The organism is Streptomyces sp. HUAS MS02 (genome assembly GCF_055702265.1).
In genome coordinates this window covers 8,454,906-8,469,068 of sequence record NZ_CM146747.1, presented here as the reverse complement: position 1 = coordinate 8,469,068, position 14,163 = coordinate 8,454,906, and the positions used below count along the sequence as shown (strand labels likewise).

The 14,163-nt window shown below is 69.9% G+C and carries 14 protein-coding genes and 3 pseudogenes; 7 read left to right on the top strand and 10 right to left on the bottom strand.

All coding sequences use genetic code 11. From position 1 onward, the window contains the following. Positions 1-21 precede the first annotated feature (21 nt). A complete protein-coding gene (locus ACZ9QC_RS36665; RefSeq protein WP_472917014.1) occupies positions 22-1,695 on the bottom strand; it encodes a cellulase family glycosylhydrolase in 1,674 nt (557 codons plus the stop codon). A gap of 147 nt (positions 1,696-1,842) precedes the next feature. Here ACZ9QC_RS36665 and ACZ9QC_RS36660 point away from each other — a divergent pair. Further along, a pseudogene (locus ACZ9QC_RS36660) lies at positions 1,843-1,938 on the top strand (hypothetical protein); the annotation flags it as partial. Positions 1,939-2,417: 479 nt separating this feature from the next. Here ACZ9QC_RS36660 and ACZ9QC_RS36655 read toward each other — a convergent pair. Both ACZ9QC_RS36655 and ACZ9QC_RS36650 read right to left on the bottom strand, forming a co-directional pair. Continuing rightward, the gene (locus tag ACZ9QC_RS36655; protein ID WP_472917013.1) at positions 2,418-2,594 is read right to left on the bottom strand and encodes an acyl-CoA-like ligand-binding transcription factor; all 177 of its coding nucleotides are present in this window, start codon (positions 2,592-2,594) and stop codon (positions 2,418-2,420) included. Positions 2,595-2,725: 131 nt separating this feature from the next. Further along, positions 2,726-2,959: pseudogene (locus tag ACZ9QC_RS36650) on the bottom strand (IS6 family transposase); the annotation flags it as partial. 77 nt (positions 2,960-3,036) lie between these two features. Here ACZ9QC_RS36650 and ACZ9QC_RS36645 point away from each other — a divergent pair. Further along, positions 3,037-3,143, top strand: a pseudogene (locus ACZ9QC_RS36645) (transposase); the annotation flags it as partial. Between the two features lie 31 nt (positions 3,144-3,174). On the opposite strand, the gene ACZ9QC_RS36640 reads toward ACZ9QC_RS36645, so the two are convergent. Next, on the bottom strand, positions 3,175-3,867 hold the full coding sequence (locus ACZ9QC_RS36640) for a TetR/AcrR family transcriptional regulator (RefSeq protein ID WP_472917012.1): 693 nt from the start codon (positions 3,865-3,867) through the stop codon (positions 3,175-3,177). 148 nt (positions 3,868-4,015) lie between these two features. On the opposite strand from ACZ9QC_RS36640, the gene ACZ9QC_RS36635 reads away from it, so the two are divergent. Both ACZ9QC_RS36635 and ACZ9QC_RS36630 read left to right on the top strand, forming a co-directional pair. After that, positions 4,016-4,687 carry an SDR family NAD(P)-dependent oxidoreductase gene (locus ACZ9QC_RS36635; protein ID WP_472917011.1) on the top strand — a complete coding sequence of 224 codons (672 nt, stop codon included), beginning with the start codon at positions 4,016-4,018 and terminating at the stop codon, positions 4,685-4,687. A gap of 41 nt (positions 4,688-4,728) precedes the next feature. Next, a complete protein-coding gene (locus tag ACZ9QC_RS36630; RefSeq protein WP_472917010.1) occupies positions 4,729-5,187 on the top strand; it encodes a PNPOx family protein in 459 nt (152 codons plus the stop codon). Positions 5,188-5,297: 110 nt separating this feature from the next. On the opposite strand, the gene ACZ9QC_RS36625 is transcribed toward ACZ9QC_RS36630, so the two are convergent. Beyond that, positions 5,298-5,555 carry a hypothetical protein gene (locus ACZ9QC_RS36625; protein ID WP_472917009.1) on the bottom strand — a complete coding sequence of 86 codons (258 nt, stop codon included), beginning with the start codon at positions 5,553-5,555 and terminating at the stop codon, positions 5,298-5,300. A gap of 15 nt (positions 5,556-5,570) precedes the next feature. Further along, a complete protein-coding gene (locus tag ACZ9QC_RS36620) occupies positions 5,571-5,825 on the bottom strand; it encodes a hypothetical protein (RefSeq protein ID WP_472917008.1) in 255 nt (84 codons plus the stop codon). 148 nt (positions 5,826-5,973) lie between these two features. Here ACZ9QC_RS36620 and ACZ9QC_RS36615 point away from each other — a divergent pair, with 148 nt between their 5' ends. The 3 genes from ACZ9QC_RS36615 (at position 5,974) to ACZ9QC_RS36605 (ending at position 10,136) form a co-directional block, all read left to right on the top strand. Beyond that, complete coding sequence (locus ACZ9QC_RS36615; RefSeq protein WP_472917007.1) at positions 5,974-6,735, top strand: metallophosphoesterase family protein; 762 nt, start codon at positions 5,974-5,976, stop codon at positions 6,733-6,735. 703 nt (positions 6,736-7,438) lie between these two features. Beyond that, positions 7,439-9,499: a galactose-binding domain-containing protein gene (locus tag ACZ9QC_RS36610; RefSeq protein WP_472917006.1), complete on the top strand. Its 2,061-nt coding sequence runs from the start codon at positions 7,439-7,441 to the stop codon at positions 9,497-9,499. A gap of 31 nt (positions 9,500-9,530) precedes the next feature. Then, positions 9,531-10,136, top strand: coding sequence for a TetR/AcrR family transcriptional regulator (locus ACZ9QC_RS36605; RefSeq protein WP_472917005.1), 606 nt, complete (start codon positions 9,531-9,533; stop codon positions 10,134-10,136). Between the two features lie 47 nt (positions 10,137-10,183). Here the strand turns inward: ACZ9QC_RS36605 and ACZ9QC_RS36600 are convergent, their stop codons facing one another. From ACZ9QC_RS36600 to ACZ9QC_RS36585, 4 genes are read right to left on the bottom strand one after another with little or no spacing between them, the layout of a single operon-like run. Next, the gene (locus tag ACZ9QC_RS36600; protein ID WP_472917004.1) at positions 10,184-10,765 is read right to left on the bottom strand and encodes a GTP-binding protein; all 582 of its coding nucleotides are present in this window, start codon (positions 10,763-10,765) and stop codon (positions 10,184-10,186) included. Continuing rightward, entirely contained in the window at positions 10,752-11,108 is a 357-nt protein-coding gene (locus tag ACZ9QC_RS36595) for a DUF742 domain-containing protein (RefSeq protein WP_472917003.1), read from the bottom strand. The genes ACZ9QC_RS36600 and ACZ9QC_RS36595 overlap by 14 nt, the downstream gene beginning before the upstream one ends. 1 nt (position 11,109) lies before the next feature. After that, the gene (locus ACZ9QC_RS36590) at positions 11,110-11,538 is read right to left on the bottom strand and encodes a roadblock/LC7 domain-containing protein (protein ID WP_020114533.1); all 429 of its coding nucleotides are present in this window, start codon (positions 11,536-11,538) and stop codon (positions 11,110-11,112) included. A 48-nt stretch (positions 11,539-11,586) separates the two neighbouring features. Then, a complete protein-coding gene (locus tag ACZ9QC_RS36585) occupies positions 11,587-13,998 on the bottom strand; it encodes a sensor histidine kinase (protein ID WP_472917002.1) in 2,412 nt (803 codons plus the stop codon). Positions 13,999-14,163: the final 165 nt, after the last annotated feature.

The window sequence follows — 14,163 nt, the reverse complement described above, 5'->3', positions numbered from 1 at the left end:
GGTCACCCGACCCGGGCGAGGTCAACTGCTCGCGCAGCTCGCCCCGTTGAGTGTGAAGGCCGTCGGCGCGGTGTTGGTCGTGCCCTTGCTCCCGATGAACCCGACCGTCACGGATCCCGCGGCCGGGATGGTGGAGGTGTAGGAGGCGGGCTTCACGCTCACCGCGCCCCCGCTCTGTGCGGCGGTCCCGCCCCACATGGTGGTGACCTTCTGGCCGTCGGAGAAGGCGAAGGCCAGAGTCCAGCCGCTGACGGCGGTGGCGCCCGTGTTGCGGATGACGATCTCTCCCTGGAAGCCGCCCGGCCACTCGTTGGTGGCCCGGTACGTCACGGAGCAGTTCCCGGCGGGGGTGTTGCCGCCCTCGTCCGTGGTGACGTTCAGGGTCGCCGAGCGCGCCGACCGGTTCCCGGCGGCGTCGCGGGCGTAGACGGCGAAGGTGTACGCCGTGGCGGCGGTGAGGCCGGTGAGGGTGACGGAGTTGGTGGTGGAGGCCGCGAGCGCGGTCTCGGTGGAGCCGCTCACCCGGACGATGTCGTAGCCGGCGACGCCGACGTTGTCGGTGGCGGCCGTCCAGGAGAGCGTGGCCGAGGTCGCCGTCACCGCCGAGGCGGCCGGGGTGCCGGGGGTGCTCGGCGCCTGGGTGTCGCCCGGGGTACCGCCGCCGAAGACGGTGGCCTCCTCGGCCGTCTGCGCGATGCCGTTGGCGCCGTTGAAGATGCGCCGGCCCCAGGCGCTGAGCCTCGTCGGGTCGAAGTCGATCGACAGGTCGAGGATCGGATCGGTGTTGCCGCTCCAGGACCAGGCCAGATAGCCGAGGTCGAACTGCTCGGCGGCGGCCATCATGGCGTCCTCGTCGGGGTCGCCCCACTGGTCGGCGGGTCCGCCGAACTCGCCGATGAGCAGGGGCAGTCCGGCGTTCACGAAGGCGCCCAGGTAGTCGGTGATCTCGGCGGCCGTGTCGAAGACGCTGTACATGTGGATCGAGAAGATCAGGTTGCCGGTGGTGTCGGCGTCGTACACGGACTGGGCGTTGGCGCGCATGACGCCCTGCCAGTCCTGGCCCCAGTTCGGCGCGTCCACCATGATCGTGTGCTGGAAGCCGGCGGCCCGCAGCTTCCGCACGGCGGCTTTGGTGGGGGCGGTCCAGCCCTCGGGATCGGTGTTGCCCCAGGGCTCGTTGCCGATGTTGACGACGACGTAGTCCTCCTCGCCGACGAGGACGCCCTTGAGGCCGATCCAGTAGTCGGCGGCGTGGTCGAGCGTGCCGGCGGCGGCCTCCTCGCCGTATCCGGTGGTGTCGTGCACCTCCAGGACGCAGATGAGGCGGTTGGCCTTGCACTGGGCGACGACGTTCGCCACGTCGGCCGGGCTGTTCTTCGTCCAGCGGTGACCGTCGGAGAGGACGACGCGGACGGTGTTGGCGCCCAGCGCCTTGATGTCGGCCAGCGACTGCGTCTCGTTCGGGTACCAGGTGTGGGCGTGGTTGACGCCGCGCATCACGAAGTCGTTGCCGCCTGCCTCCAGCAGCCGGCCGTCGCTGATGTGCAGGCCGGTGGCCCGGACGTCGGGGGCCGACTGCGCCAGGGCGACGGCCGGGGCGAGGACGCCGAGGAGGGTGATCGCGACCAGGCTCGAGAGTCCGGCCAGGAGGCTGCCGAGGGGGTTCCTGCGCTGGGTGCTGCGTGTCGGTCTCACTGCGGCTCCAGGTGGGGGTGAGCGCCGAGAGGGTCGGACGGCGGGTGTTTGGGTGGGGGGTGGCGGTGGGGGTGGACATGGGTGTGACCAACATATGGGAGCGCTCCCATAAAGCCATTCAGTCGCGTACACGTCAAGACTTCTTGCGTGGACTCGGAGTTCTTCACGAACCCCGGCGAACTCGACCTGGAGCGTGCCAACGTCCGTCGGCACCTGGCCTTCGGCTACGGCATCCACCAGTGCCTCGGCCAGCCGCTGGCCCGCGCCGAACTCCAGATCGTCCTGCCCGAGGTCTTCCGCCGGCTTCCCGACCTGAAGATCGCCGTACCGACAGAGGAGATCGCCTTCAAGGAGGCCACCGCCGTCTACGGAGTCCGCGAACTGCAGCGGCGCCGTGCTCCCCGTCGACAACGGCTGGTCGGCCGTCTGACCCAGCCACCCATGCGGTGCCCGGCCCCCAGACCGGGGCCGGCCACCGCATGCCCATGCCCATGCCCTGTGAGGCCGCTTCCCAAGGGGCGAGCGGATCCTCGTGCGGGCGCGGACGCGGCACAGGGCGGGGTGTACGTCCCGCTGCGGGCACGGCCCGGCCGGGTGCGGCCCTCACGGGCCGACGGGGCCGATGTCCCGGCGGAGCGCTGGCATGCAGGAGTGGCGCAGTGCAGCGACTGGAGGCGCTCGGCCTCGACAGGGGACCGACGCCTGCCCGGCCGCAGGCAGGTTCAGCTCGGGTCCGTGCTCAGGTCGAGCGCCGGGGTGATCATCGCGAAAGCCTGGTCGACCAGCTCGTCCATGGCCTTGGTGCCGTCGCTGTCCACCCAGCGGCGCAGCGCGGTCTGGTACGCGGTGAGGGCGACACCGGCGGCAAGTGCGGGGCTCAGGTCGGCGTCGGGCTCCACTCCGGCGCGTCGGGCGAGGATGCCCGGCCATCTCGGCCTGCCACTGCGACTGCCGGCGTTGTCACGTTGTTGGGCGGGTAGGGCCTGACGGTGTGTCGAGGCATGGTTCAGCCGGCCTCCGGGCCTGTTGCTCAGGCCGCTGCGGGCCGGCCGGCCACCTGGTCCCGGATCGCGAAGCGGATGGCCATCTCGGCTCGGTAGCCGGGAGCGGTCATCAGGTGGCGGCGGGGCCGGAAGTGGGGTGAGATGCCGCTGAACGCGGACAGGAACCGCTGGGCAGCGCCGGTACTGCAGAAGCCTTTCATCGCGCGTTCGCGTTGCCTGGTGGGCTGGTGGCTGTTCTCGGCCCGGTTGTTCAGGCCCTTTGTTTCCCACCTGGTGCTACTTCCTCCGGAACCTCAGGTCCCAGTCTCCAGGTGTCCATGATCAAGGGGAAGCTTCAGAAGAAACCTGGCGCGACCGCGTGGACGTGGTCGCGATGGACGGGGTCACCGGGTTCACGACCGCCACCACGAAGAGCTGCCCGAGGCGGTCGTGGCAATGGACCCCTTAGAGCCAGACAAACGACGCGTCCCGACGGTCAGGCGCCGCAGGCCCCGTTCCCGCCGAGGCTGATCATGGCGCGGTACAGCTGCTCCTCGGTGAGCGGCGGCGCCGGCAGCGGGTGGGCGCGGTCGGTTCGGAAGCCGTCGAGCAGAAGGTAAAGGTGGCGGCGCCAGGCGTCCGGGGCGATGGCGTGGGTGGCCTCGGTGACGCGGCTGTGCGACCAGATGACGAAGGCAAGGTCCTCGGGGGTGAGGTCGGGGCGCAGGCTGCCCTGCTCCTGCGCACGCTCGACGATGTGTACACCGAGTTCACGGATGCGGGTCTGGGCGCCCGCCAGGCAGGCGCTCTCCGGCAACCGCATGGAGGCCAGGTCGTTGAACCCCCGGTCCTGTGACTGGAGTTCGCACATGGTCTCCAGAAAATGGCACAGCCCCGCCCAGGCGTCGTCCATGGTGACGGCCTTCTCGGCGGCCTCCCGCCAGAGGGCCAGCTTCTCGGCGAAGGCCGCCTGCACCAGGTCCAGCCGGGTGGGGAAGTGCCGGTAGAGCGTGCCGATGGCCAGCCCGGCCCGCTTGGCCACCTGCTCCAGGGGTGCCTCCAGGCCCTGCTCGGCGAAGCAGGAGCGGGCCGCGGTGAGCAGGGCCTCGCGATTGCGCTGCGCGTCGCGCCGCAGGGGGCGGACAGGGGCCGGGTTCCCGGCGGAGGCGGACGGACGGTCGATGGCCATGCCACTCAGTCTAGCAACCGGAGGGATGCCTCATATTCTCTGCTACGATCCAAAAAATGAGGATGCCCTCGACTTTCAGTCCCGACCGCTGTCGGGGCGGGAGGTGCCCCTCATCCGTCCAGCCCGTCCGACCACAGGAGCACCACCCATGCCCGTCATCGCCGTCATCGGAGCAGGCCCCGGCCTGGGCCTGTCCATCGCCCGCCGCTTCGGAAAGGAGGGTTTCCAGGTCGCCCTGGTCTCCCGGACCCAGGACAAGCTCGACGCGCTCGCCGCACAGCTCGCCGAGGAGGGCATCGAGGCCGCAGGCTTCGCCGCGGACGTGACACGTCCCGACTCGCTGCAGTCGGCGCTCGCCGCGGTCGCCGACCGGTTCGGGGCCGTCGACGTACTGGAGTACTCACCCGCCGACCCCACGTTCGCCGGCGCCGCCGCCGTCGACGCCACGGCGCAGGACCTCCACAAGCAGCTCGACTACTACCTGTACGGAGCGGTCGCCGCGGTCCGTCAGGTGCTGCCCGCCATGCTCGAACGCGGCAGCGGCACCCTGCTGTTCTCCACCGGCGCCTCGTCGGTCCGGCCGAGCGGCGGCGCGTTCGGCAGCATCGGCGTCGCGGCGGCCGCCCTGCGCAACTACGCCATGGCCCTGGGCATCGACCTCGCCGAGCACGGAGTGCACACCGCACACGTGGCGATCGGCGTGTTCATCGGCAGCGGCCCCGGCACCGAGCCCGAGACCATCGCCGAGCACTACTGGGACGCCTACACCAAGCGCGACCAGGCCGAGATCGTCCACACCGCCCCCGGCGGCATCCGGTGAGCACCTCCGGCACACCCGCGGCGAACACGGCCAGGCCACCCATGGTGAAGATCTTCCGAGCCGCCAACAAGGTCGTACGGCCGCTGCTCGCCTCCCGCTTCCACAAGCCACTGAGCGGGCGCCTGATGCTGCTCACGTACAAGGGGCACAGAACGGGCCGCGAATTCACGGTCCCCATCGGCTACTTCGACTGGGATCCCGGCACGGTGCTCGCCATGTCCTCCCAGCTCGGCTGGATACCCAGCATGCGCGAAGGGTCCGCCGTCCGGCTGCGCATCCGGGGCCAGGACCACGGCGCCGTCCCGACGGTCGTCGAGGACCCTGAGAAAGTCGCCGCCCTGCTGGGTGAGTTCGGCCGGCGCAAAGGACCCAAGGCCGCCAAGGGACTGATGCTCGGCCTCCCAGGCGACCGTCAACCCACCGACGACGAGCTGCGCACAGCCGCCGCCAAGACCCGCTTCGTCTGCTTCCGGATGGAGCCCGAGCGGCCGGGCCGGTAGCACTCGACCGGCCGATGCGGTCAACAGAGTTCCCCATCCCGGACACGCATCGCAGTTCTTGTGACACGTACCAGGCTTGGAAAGGGTCAGCGCCGCGACCGCCTCGCGCGTCAGGTGATGGTGGTGGGGAGGCTCCGGACGGGGCTGGGCTGGGTGCTGTTGTCGGTGCGCCGGTCCAGCTCGGTGCGGAGTTCGTGGATGACCTGGGCACAGACGGCGACGCGCTCGCGGAGCCGGCCGTTGGCCTCCCGCAGTGCGCGGGCGACGGCTTCGGCGTCTGCTGCGCGGGCGTGCAGATGCTGGAATGCGGGCAGCCGCTGGATCGCTGCGGTGATGCCGTCGCGTTCGGCGTCGCGGTCGGTGGCCATCGGTGTCCGGGAGGATCACGTCAGGTCGAGTCCTAGGGTCAGGAACCGCTCGACCAGGGCGCGCTGCTCGGCGGTGATCTCGGTGCGGGTCGTGGCGATCGTCGAGGAGGGGAAGCTGGCGAGCAGGTCGGCCAATTGCGCGACGGGCCCGGCGAACCGTTCGGCCCAGCGCAACTCGGCGTCTCGGCCGAGACAGGCCGCACCTCGGCCATCCGCCAGCTCGTTCTCCAGGCCCCGGCGCCCGTCATCGCCCAGGCGCTGGGCCACCACGACAAGAGCACCACCCGCATCGCCACCGAGGCCGGAGCCCCTGGAAGAACTACGCACCCGGCGACCACACACGCTGACCGGCCCCCTCGAACCACGCGCCCGGCGAAAGATCACACCACTCGGCTGCCTTCGCCTCACAGTGGTGACCATGCTGAACCGAGTAGCCGTCCTGTCCGACATTCACGGAGTTCTGCCGGCCCTGGAGGCAGTACTCGCCGAACCAGACGTCAGCGCTGCCGATCACATCGTGCTCACCGGCGACATCACCGCCGGCCCGCAACCGGCCCAGGTCCTCGACCTGCTGACCAGCCTCGGCGACCGCGTCATCTGGATCAGTGGCAACGCCGACCGCGAACTCCTCGAATACCGCCGGGGGCAGCGCGACACGATCCCCGATCCGATCGCTCCCTGGGCAGCCGAACAGCTCCGCGAGGACCATCTCGACCTTCTCGGCTCGCTTCCACGATCGCTCTCCCTGTCCGTGAACGGCCTGGGGAAGGTGCTGTTCTGCCATGCCACCCCTCGCGACGACGAGGAGGTCGTCCTGGTCGACTCCCGTCTCGACCGTTGGCAGGAAGTCTTCAACGGACTCGATGCCGACATTCGTACTGTGGTCTGCGGCCACACCCACATGCCGTTCGTCCGCCTCGCCCACGGCCGGCTCGTGATCAACCCCGGCAGCATCGGCATGCCCTACGGACGAACGGGAGCACACTGGGCCCTGCTGGGCCCGGGCGTCGAACTGCGCACCACGCACTTCGACCTCCAGGCCGCAGCCACCCAGCTCGGCCAGGACTCGTCCTACCCCGACATCACCGAATGGGCTGACTACTTCCTGCACGCTCGCGCGACCGACGCCGACGCCCTCACAGCCTTCGCCCCACGGGACGGACGCGACCACAGCCCATGACGCTCGCTCCCCGTCCACGACAGCGGGCAGCCGAACTCCGACTACACGATCAACGACGCCTATCAATCCCAAGGCCGGAACCGGCCCTCGCTCACCCACGCGTCGGCCGGCGCGTGGACCGCCCGCACGAGGCGGGCCAGTTCCACCAGGCCCGACTCGATCCGAGGCTGGCCGCACGGCCGAACTCGCCCTCGACGAGGGTGCCGTGGCCGCGTCGGTCGACGAACAGCGCGGCTGGTGTCGCCGAGCGGCGGACCTGAACCGGGTGGCGGAGACGAAAGAAGCCGGCAAGGCCCTCCGAGACGCCAGGCAGCACCTGATTACCCTTCAACCTCCCTACAGAGAGCCGCTGTCGGCGGCTGTCGAGAACCGTGGGGGCGTCAAGACCGAAACGCTGCCCGAAGGTCCCGGGAGGGCGTGTCGCCCTCTGCGGGATCGGCACGTATGGCGTGACTGGGCCACGCGAACCCCCCACCCCCGTACCGGAATTCGACGAAGCGTCACCCCGTCGTGGGATCGAGGGCGCCTCCAGGTCAACCGTCCCGGACTATTGACTCGGATCACCACAGTGGCGATTCTCGTCACATCGCTTGTGCCAGCCATGACAAACGCGCCCGGGCAGGCCTGAGGCGTCGTGGGTGTTCACCATGTCCCGGAAACGGTCTGGCCGATCGACCGCGCACCCCCGACCGAGGACGTGAGTATGACCAGGACTCCACGCGCCCATCGCAGCCGCAGACCCCTCATGGTGCTGGCGCTGTTCCTGACCACGATGGGCATGCTGCTCAGCCCGTCGTCGAGTTCGGCCGCCACCGGCGAATGGTGGCTGCCCACCTCGCGGCCGTCGCCCGACTCCCAGATCAACGTCACGGGCGAGCCGTTCAAGGGCACCGACGCGGCGGGTGACGTGCGCGGGTTCGTCGACGCGCACAACCACCTGTTCTCCAACGAGGCGTTCGGCGGCCGGCTCATCTGCGGCAAGGTGTTCTCGACGTCCGGCATCGCGGACGCGCTGAAGGACTGTCCCGAGCACTACCCGGACGGCTCCCTCGCGATCTTCGACTACATCACCCACGGCGGCGACGGCAGGCACGACCCGGTCGGCTACCCGACGTTCAAGGACTGGCCGGCGTACGACTCGATGACCCACCAGGCCAACTACTACGCCTGGATCGAGCGCGCCTGGCGCGGCGGTCAGCGGGTGCTGGTCAACGACCTGGTCACCAACGGGATGATCTGCTCGGTCTACCCGTTCAAGGACCGCAGCTGCGACGAGATGACCTCGATCCGGCTCCAGGCGAAGCTGACGTACGACCTCCAGGCGTACATCGACGCGCAGTACGGCGGCACCGGCAAGGGCTGGTTCCGGATCGTCACCGACAGCGCGCAGGCCCGTGAGGTGATCAAGCAGGGCAAACTCGCCGTCGTCCTGGGCGTGGAGACCTCCGAGCCGTTCGGCTGCAAGCAGATCCTCGACATCCCCCAGTGCAGCAAGGAGGACATCGACGAGGGCCTCGACGAGCTGTACGACCTGGGTGTGCGCAGCATGTTCCTGTGCCACAAGTTCGACAACGCGCTGTGCGGCGTCCGCTTCGACGAGCACGGGCTCGGTACGGCCATCAACGTCGGGCAGTTCCTGTCGACCGGCACGTTCTGGCAGACGGAGAAGTGCAAGGGCCCGCAGAAGGACAACCCGATCGGCGGGGCTTCGACGGAGGCCGAGGAGGACCTGCCGGCGGGCACCGAGGTGCCGGAGTACGACGAGAACGCGCAGTGCAACGTACGGGGGCTGACCGATCTCGGTGAGTACGCCGTGCAGGGCATGATGAAGCGCAAGATGATGCTCGAGATCGACCACATGAGCGTCAAGGCCACCGGCCAGGTGCTGGACATGTTCGAGGCCGCGTCCTACCCGGGCGTGCTGTCCTCGCACAGCTGGATGGACCTCAACTGGACGGAGCGGGTCTACTCCCTCGGCGGTTTCGTCGCCCAGTACATGCACGGGTCGGCGGAGTTCAGCGAGGAGGCGAAGCGCACCGACGCGCTGCGGGCCAAGTACGACGTGGGCTACGGCTTCGGTACGGACTTCAACGGCATCGGTGACCACCCCGCCCCGCGCGGCGCGAACACCTCCAACCCGGTGACGTACCCCTTCAAGAGCGTCGACGGCGGTTCGACGATCGACAGGCAGACCACGGGTCAGCGCACCTGGAACTACAACACCGACGGTGCCGCCCATGTGGGCATGGTCCCCGACTGGATCGAGGACATCCGGCTGGTCGGCAGCCAGGGCGTGGTGGACGATCTCTTCAAGGGCGCCGAGTCCTACCTCGGCACCTGGGGTGCCTCCGAGGCCCACCAGGCGGGCGTGAACCTCGCCAAGGGTGCGTCGGCGACGGCCAGTTCGTCCGAGTCGAACCCCTTCACCAGCTACCAGCCCGGCCGGGCGGTGGACGGCGACGGCTCCACCCGCTGGGCGAGCGACTGGAGCGACAGCCAGTGGCTGCAGCTCGACCTCGGCTCCTCGCGCGTGATCAAGAAGGTCACGCTGGACTGGGAGCGGGCCTACGGCAAGGCGTACCGGATCGACGTCTCCACCGACGGCTCGACCTGGAAGACCGTATGGTCCACGACCTCCGGCGACGGTGGTCTGGACACGGCCGGGTTCACCGCCGTGCCGGCCAGATATGTTCGAATGCTGGGGACCGACCGCGGCACCGACTGGGGCTACTCCCTCTACGAGGTAGGCGTCTACAGCGGCTGATCGCGCACCACGGGGGAAATGAGGAACGCGCATGGCACGCCTGCCGTCGGCCGAGCGGCGCAGACAGCTCACCGAGGCCGCGATCCGCGCGATGACCCGGGACGGCGTCCCCAGGACGACGACCCGGTCCATCGCGGCCGAGGCGGGCGTGTCACTGAGCGTCTTCCACTACTGCTTCGAGTCGAAGCAGGAACTGATCGAGTCCGTGATCACCACCATCACCGGGCACTACGTCACCCTCGTCCGGGAGGCGATCCGGCCCCGGGACACCCTCAAGGAGACCGTGCGGGCCGGTTTCCAGGCCTACTGGGACCATGTCTCCGCCCACCCGGGCGAGCACATGCTGACCTACGAGCTCACCCAGTACGCCCTGCGCGAGCCGGGTTTCGAACACCTGGCCCGGCGGCAGTACGAGATGTACCAGGACACCTACGCCGACCTCATCGAGCAGCTGCGGCTGTCCATGCGATTCGAACTGTCGGTTCCCGTCCCGGTTCTGGCCCGCTACCTCGCCGCCATGACCGACGGCCTCACCCTGAACTTCCTGGTCCTGGGCGACGACGCGGCGTGGACGGACATCCTCGACACCATCACCGAGCACGTGGCCGGGATGGTGCGCGAGGAGGTCCGTCCCTAGGGCGCCCCAGGGGCGCTCCCGCGCTCCTCCGTGGCCCGTCCGGGGCGTCAGCGGGCCGACGCCGCGATCAGTCGGTCCAGGAGGGCTATCAGGACGTCGCGGGACGAGGCGCGTTCGCGGGCGTCGAAGAGGAGGACCGGGGTGTTCTCGGGCAGGGCCAGGGACTCGCGGATGTCGTCGGGCTCGTAGGGGTGCTCGCCGTAGAAGCCGTTGACGCCGACGACGAAGGGGATCTTGCGGCGTTCGAAGAAGTCGATCGCGGCGAAACTGGACTCGGGGCGGCGTACGTCGATGAGGACGACCGCACCGAGGGCACCGATCGCGAGGTCGTTCCACATGAACCAGAACCGCTGCTGTCCGGGCGTGCCGAAGAGATAGAGCACCAGGTCCTGGCCGATGCTGATCCGGCCGAAGTCGAGGGCCACCGTGGTGGCGTTCTTCTCGGGGATGCCGTCGAGGTCGTCGACCCCGAGCCCGGCGGTGGTGAGGGGTTCCTCGGTGCGCAGCGGGACGATCTCGCTGACCGACCCGACCATGGTCGTCTTTCCGACGCCGAAGCCTCCGGCGATGAGGATCTTCACCGTGTCGGGTGCCGCGGTGCCCTGTGCGGTGGGGTCAGAGCCGGCCAAGGCCGTCCCTCACTTTCTTCAGCAGGTCCAGGTCGGGGGCGCGGGCGATCAGCCGTGGCTGGCGGACACTGATCCGGCCCGCCTCCAGCAGGTCGCAGAGCATGATGGCGACCACACTGACCGGGAGGTCGAGCTTGCTGGCCAGCTCCGCCACCACGATCGGCTTCGCGCACAGCTTGACGATCCGCGTGTGCTCCGGCTGCGGCCGGGTGCCCCCGGCCGGCTGCGGGTCCACGGCCGTCACCATGGTGATGAGGGTGAAGTCGCCGCGGGCGGGCCGGGTCCGGCCGCCCGTCAGGGTGAACGGGCGAACCAGCCGGCCCGCCGCGTCGCCTCCGTTCACCTCACTCGCCGCTGTCGGCCGCGACGACACCGGCGCGCGGAGCCGCGCTGAGGTGCTCGCCGATCTTCTTCACCAGCATGTTCATCTGGTACGCGACCACGCCGACGTCGGCGCCCTGCCGGGTCAGCACGGCGAGGTTGGCGCCGGGTCCGGCGTTGGTGAGGATCAGGAAGGCGTTGCCCATCTCGATGAGCAACTGGCGGACGGGGCCGCCGCGGAAGTCCATGCTGACGCCCTTGCTGAGGCTCATCAGGCCGGACGCGGTCGCCGCCAGCCGTTCGGCGTCGTCGCGCAGGAACGCGGTGGACTTGCTGACGACCAGTCCGTCCTCGGAGAGCACGACGGCGTGGTCGACCTCGGCGACCCGGTCCACCAGTCCGGTGAGCAGCTGGTCGAGCTGGCTGTGGGTGGCGGGGATGGGGCGTGTCATCTGTGTGTCCTTCAATGAGCGGTCTGCGGGGAGGAAGTCGTGGGGACGTCAGGTGCCGGTGGCGGGGACTCGGTCTCCTGGGTCTTCGGATGGGATGTCCTCCCCTGCTGGGAGATCCGGTTCCGTCTCGTCGTCACGTGCCTGGAGCGTTCCGCGCTGGAACCCGGCGAGCGAGGAGGCGGCCCGCTCGGCGGTGAAGTCGTCGGCGTCGTCGTCCGGGCAGGGCCCCGCCTCCTCCTTCAGCTCCGCCGCCAGACTGGTCTGCGGTATCCGGCGGGGCAACGGCATCAGGCCGCTCTTCTTTCCGGCCCGGGGCTTGCCCGTGGGGGCCGGCCGTGTCCCGTTCGCCTCCTCGGGGGTGTCGCCGGCCCGCGCGTGCGTGGCGGATCGATCCTCCGGCGTACGGTCCGTGTCCTGCCGTACCGCTTCGGGACGGGGCTCCGCCGTGGCGGCGGCGACCCGGGCCGCCGCCAGCGAGGTACGGGACGGCGGTTCGACCGGGTCGGTGCCGTCCTCGTCGGGGGCCGGGGCCTCGCGCACCACGATCTCGTCCGGGATCAGCACGATCGCGGTGGTGCCGCCGTACGGCGAGGCGCGCAGGGTGACGGTGATGCCGTGCCGGTTGGCGAGCCGGGCGATGACGAACATGCCGAGCCGGAGGTCGTCGGCGAGGGCGACCACGTCGAACTGCGGGGGCACCGCCAGCTGGGCGTTGAACGCGGCGTAGTCCTCCTCGGACATGCCGAGCCCCCGGTCCTCCACTTCGAGCGCGAGGCCCTTGGCGACGACCGCGGCGCGGACGCCGACCGGGCTGGGCGCGGGCGAGTAGGAGGTGGCGTTGTCGATGAGTTCGGCGAGGAGGTGGATGACGTCGGCCACGGCGGGCGGGGCGATCCACACCTCGTCGTCGGTGTGCACCTCCACCCGCTGGTACTGGGCGACCTCGCCGACGGCGCTGCGCAGGATGTCGATCAGCGCGACCGGTTCGGTCCAGCTGCGGCCGGGGCGCTCGCCGCTGATGATGACCAGGTTCTCCTCGTAGCGGCGCAACTGGCTCGCGGTGGAGTCCAGTTCGTACAGGCCCTTGAGGATCTCCGGGTCCTGGTGCTGGCGCTCCAGCTTGTCGAGCTTGGAGAGCTGGAGGTTGACCAGGTTCTGGCTCTGCCGGGCGATGCCGAGGATGACGCGCTGGAAACCGCGCCGGGTGTCGGCGAGTTCCACGGCGGTGTGCACGGCGGTGCGCTGGGCGGCGTTGAACGCCTTGGCGACCTGGCCGAGTTCGTCGGTGCCGTAGTCGAGGGGCGCGGCGGCCTCGTCCACGTCGACCTTCTCGCCGCGGTCGAGGCGGGCGACGACGTCGGGCAGCCGGTGCTCGGCGAGGCTGAGGGTGGCCGTGCGCAGGCCGGTCAGCCGCCGGGACAGGGAACGGGTGATGCGCCAGGACATCACGACGCACAGCAGCAGCGCGCCCAGCCCGCCGGCGCTCAGTGAACCGGCCGTGATCAGCAGCCCGCGCGCCTCCTCGCCACTGCGGTCCAGCAGTGCCTGTGTCTGGCTGCGGATCAACTCCTCGTACTGGACGGAGAGTTTCGCCATCGAGGCGTTCCAGCCGGCCTTGGCGTCCGGCAGTACGGTCTTCCGCGCGCCACCGGTGCCCGTGGTGCGGGCCGCGAGGACCTGGTCCTCCACGGCTTGGAGCCGCTGCCAGTCCGGGCCCTGGACGATCCGCTCGACATAGCTCTTCACCTCACCGTCCAGCGAGGGGACGAGCTGGTTGTCGACGAGCCAGCGGCGGGCGCTGACCACCTGGGCGAAGCGCTCCCGGGTCGGCTCGTCGAACCGGCCCGAGGACCAGTTGAGGGTGAGGATCGCGTCCTCCTGGGAGACCAGTTCCGCGGCCTGCGCCAGGGTGACGAGCGGACCGGCCTGCGAGGTGAGGTCTCCGTCGTCGACCTGGGAGAGCGCCTGGAAGGCGTGGATCTGGCCGTCGATGATCGAGCTGTAGTGGTCCAGGATCTGCTCGGGCGTGATGTCGGTGGGGTTGTCCACCTGGTCGCGGTAGTACTCCAGGCTGTTCGACGCGCCCATGACCGCGTACAGCTGATCGCCGATGCGGGCGGGGGCGTCCTCGATCTCGCCGGCGCGACGGTCGAGTCTGGCGACCGCCCGGTCGGTCTCCCGGCGTTGCTGTTCCAAGGCGTCCCTGGAGCTGCCCGGGGCCCCCATGTAGGCGGCCGACAGGACGCGCTCGCGTTGCAGGGCGAGGGTCGCGTCGGTGCCCATCGCGCCGGTCGACTTGCTCAGTCCGGTCTGCGTCCGCAGCCGCAGGCCCTCCGAGAACATCTGGGTCGTCGTCACACCCCAGCTCACGGCCAGCGTGACGCTGGGGATCAGAGCCAGGAGGATCAGCGAGAGACGTATGGAGCCGAGACGGCGCCGGGCGCCGGTCCGTGGGGGCATCGTCGTCCTTGGGCGGTTGGCGGGGAGCGGAAGGGATCGGAAGCGAGGGCGACAGGGGTCCGCGGGTGGTGGGTCGACACCTGTCAGTACGGCGCACTGGGGATGCGGAGGATGTTATCCGCACAAGTGAACGCACGTCGCAGGGGTGGCCGTAAGTTTGGGGTC

Coding starts and splice junctions, on each gene's coding strand:
- ACZ9QC_RS36640 (WP_472917012.1), bottom strand. CDS start 3,867: ATGGCCATCGACCGTCCGTCCGCCTCCGCCGGGAACCCGGCCCCTGTC.
- ACZ9QC_RS36635 (WP_472917011.1), top strand. CDS start 4,016: ATGCCCGTCATCGCCGTCATCGGAGCAGGCCCCGGCCTGGGCCTGTCC.
- ACZ9QC_RS36630 (WP_472917010.1), top strand. CDS start 4,729: ATGGTGAAGATCTTCCGAGCCGCCAACAAGGTCGTACGGCCGCTGCTC.
- ACZ9QC_RS36625 (WP_472917009.1), bottom strand. CDS start 5,555: ATGGCCACCGACCGCGACGCCGAACGCGACGGCATCACCGCAGCGATC.
- ACZ9QC_RS36615 (WP_472917007.1), top strand. CDS start 5,974: ATGCTGAACCGAGTAGCCGTCCTGTCCGACATTCACGGAGTTCTGCCG.
- ACZ9QC_RS36610 (WP_472917006.1), top strand. CDS start 7,439: ATGACCAGGACTCCACGCGCCCATCGCAGCCGCAGACCCCTCATGGTG.
- ACZ9QC_RS36605 (WP_472917005.1), top strand. CDS start 9,531: ATGGCACGCCTGCCGTCGGCCGAGCGGCGCAGACAGCTCACCGAGGCC.
- ACZ9QC_RS36590 (WP_020114533.1), bottom strand. CDS start 11,538: ATGACACGCCCCATCCCCGCCACCCACAGCCAGCTCGACCAGCTGCTC.
- ACZ9QC_RS36585 (WP_472917002.1), bottom strand. CDS start 13,998: ATGCCCCCACGGACCGGCGCCCGGCGCCGTCTCGGCTCCATACGTCTC.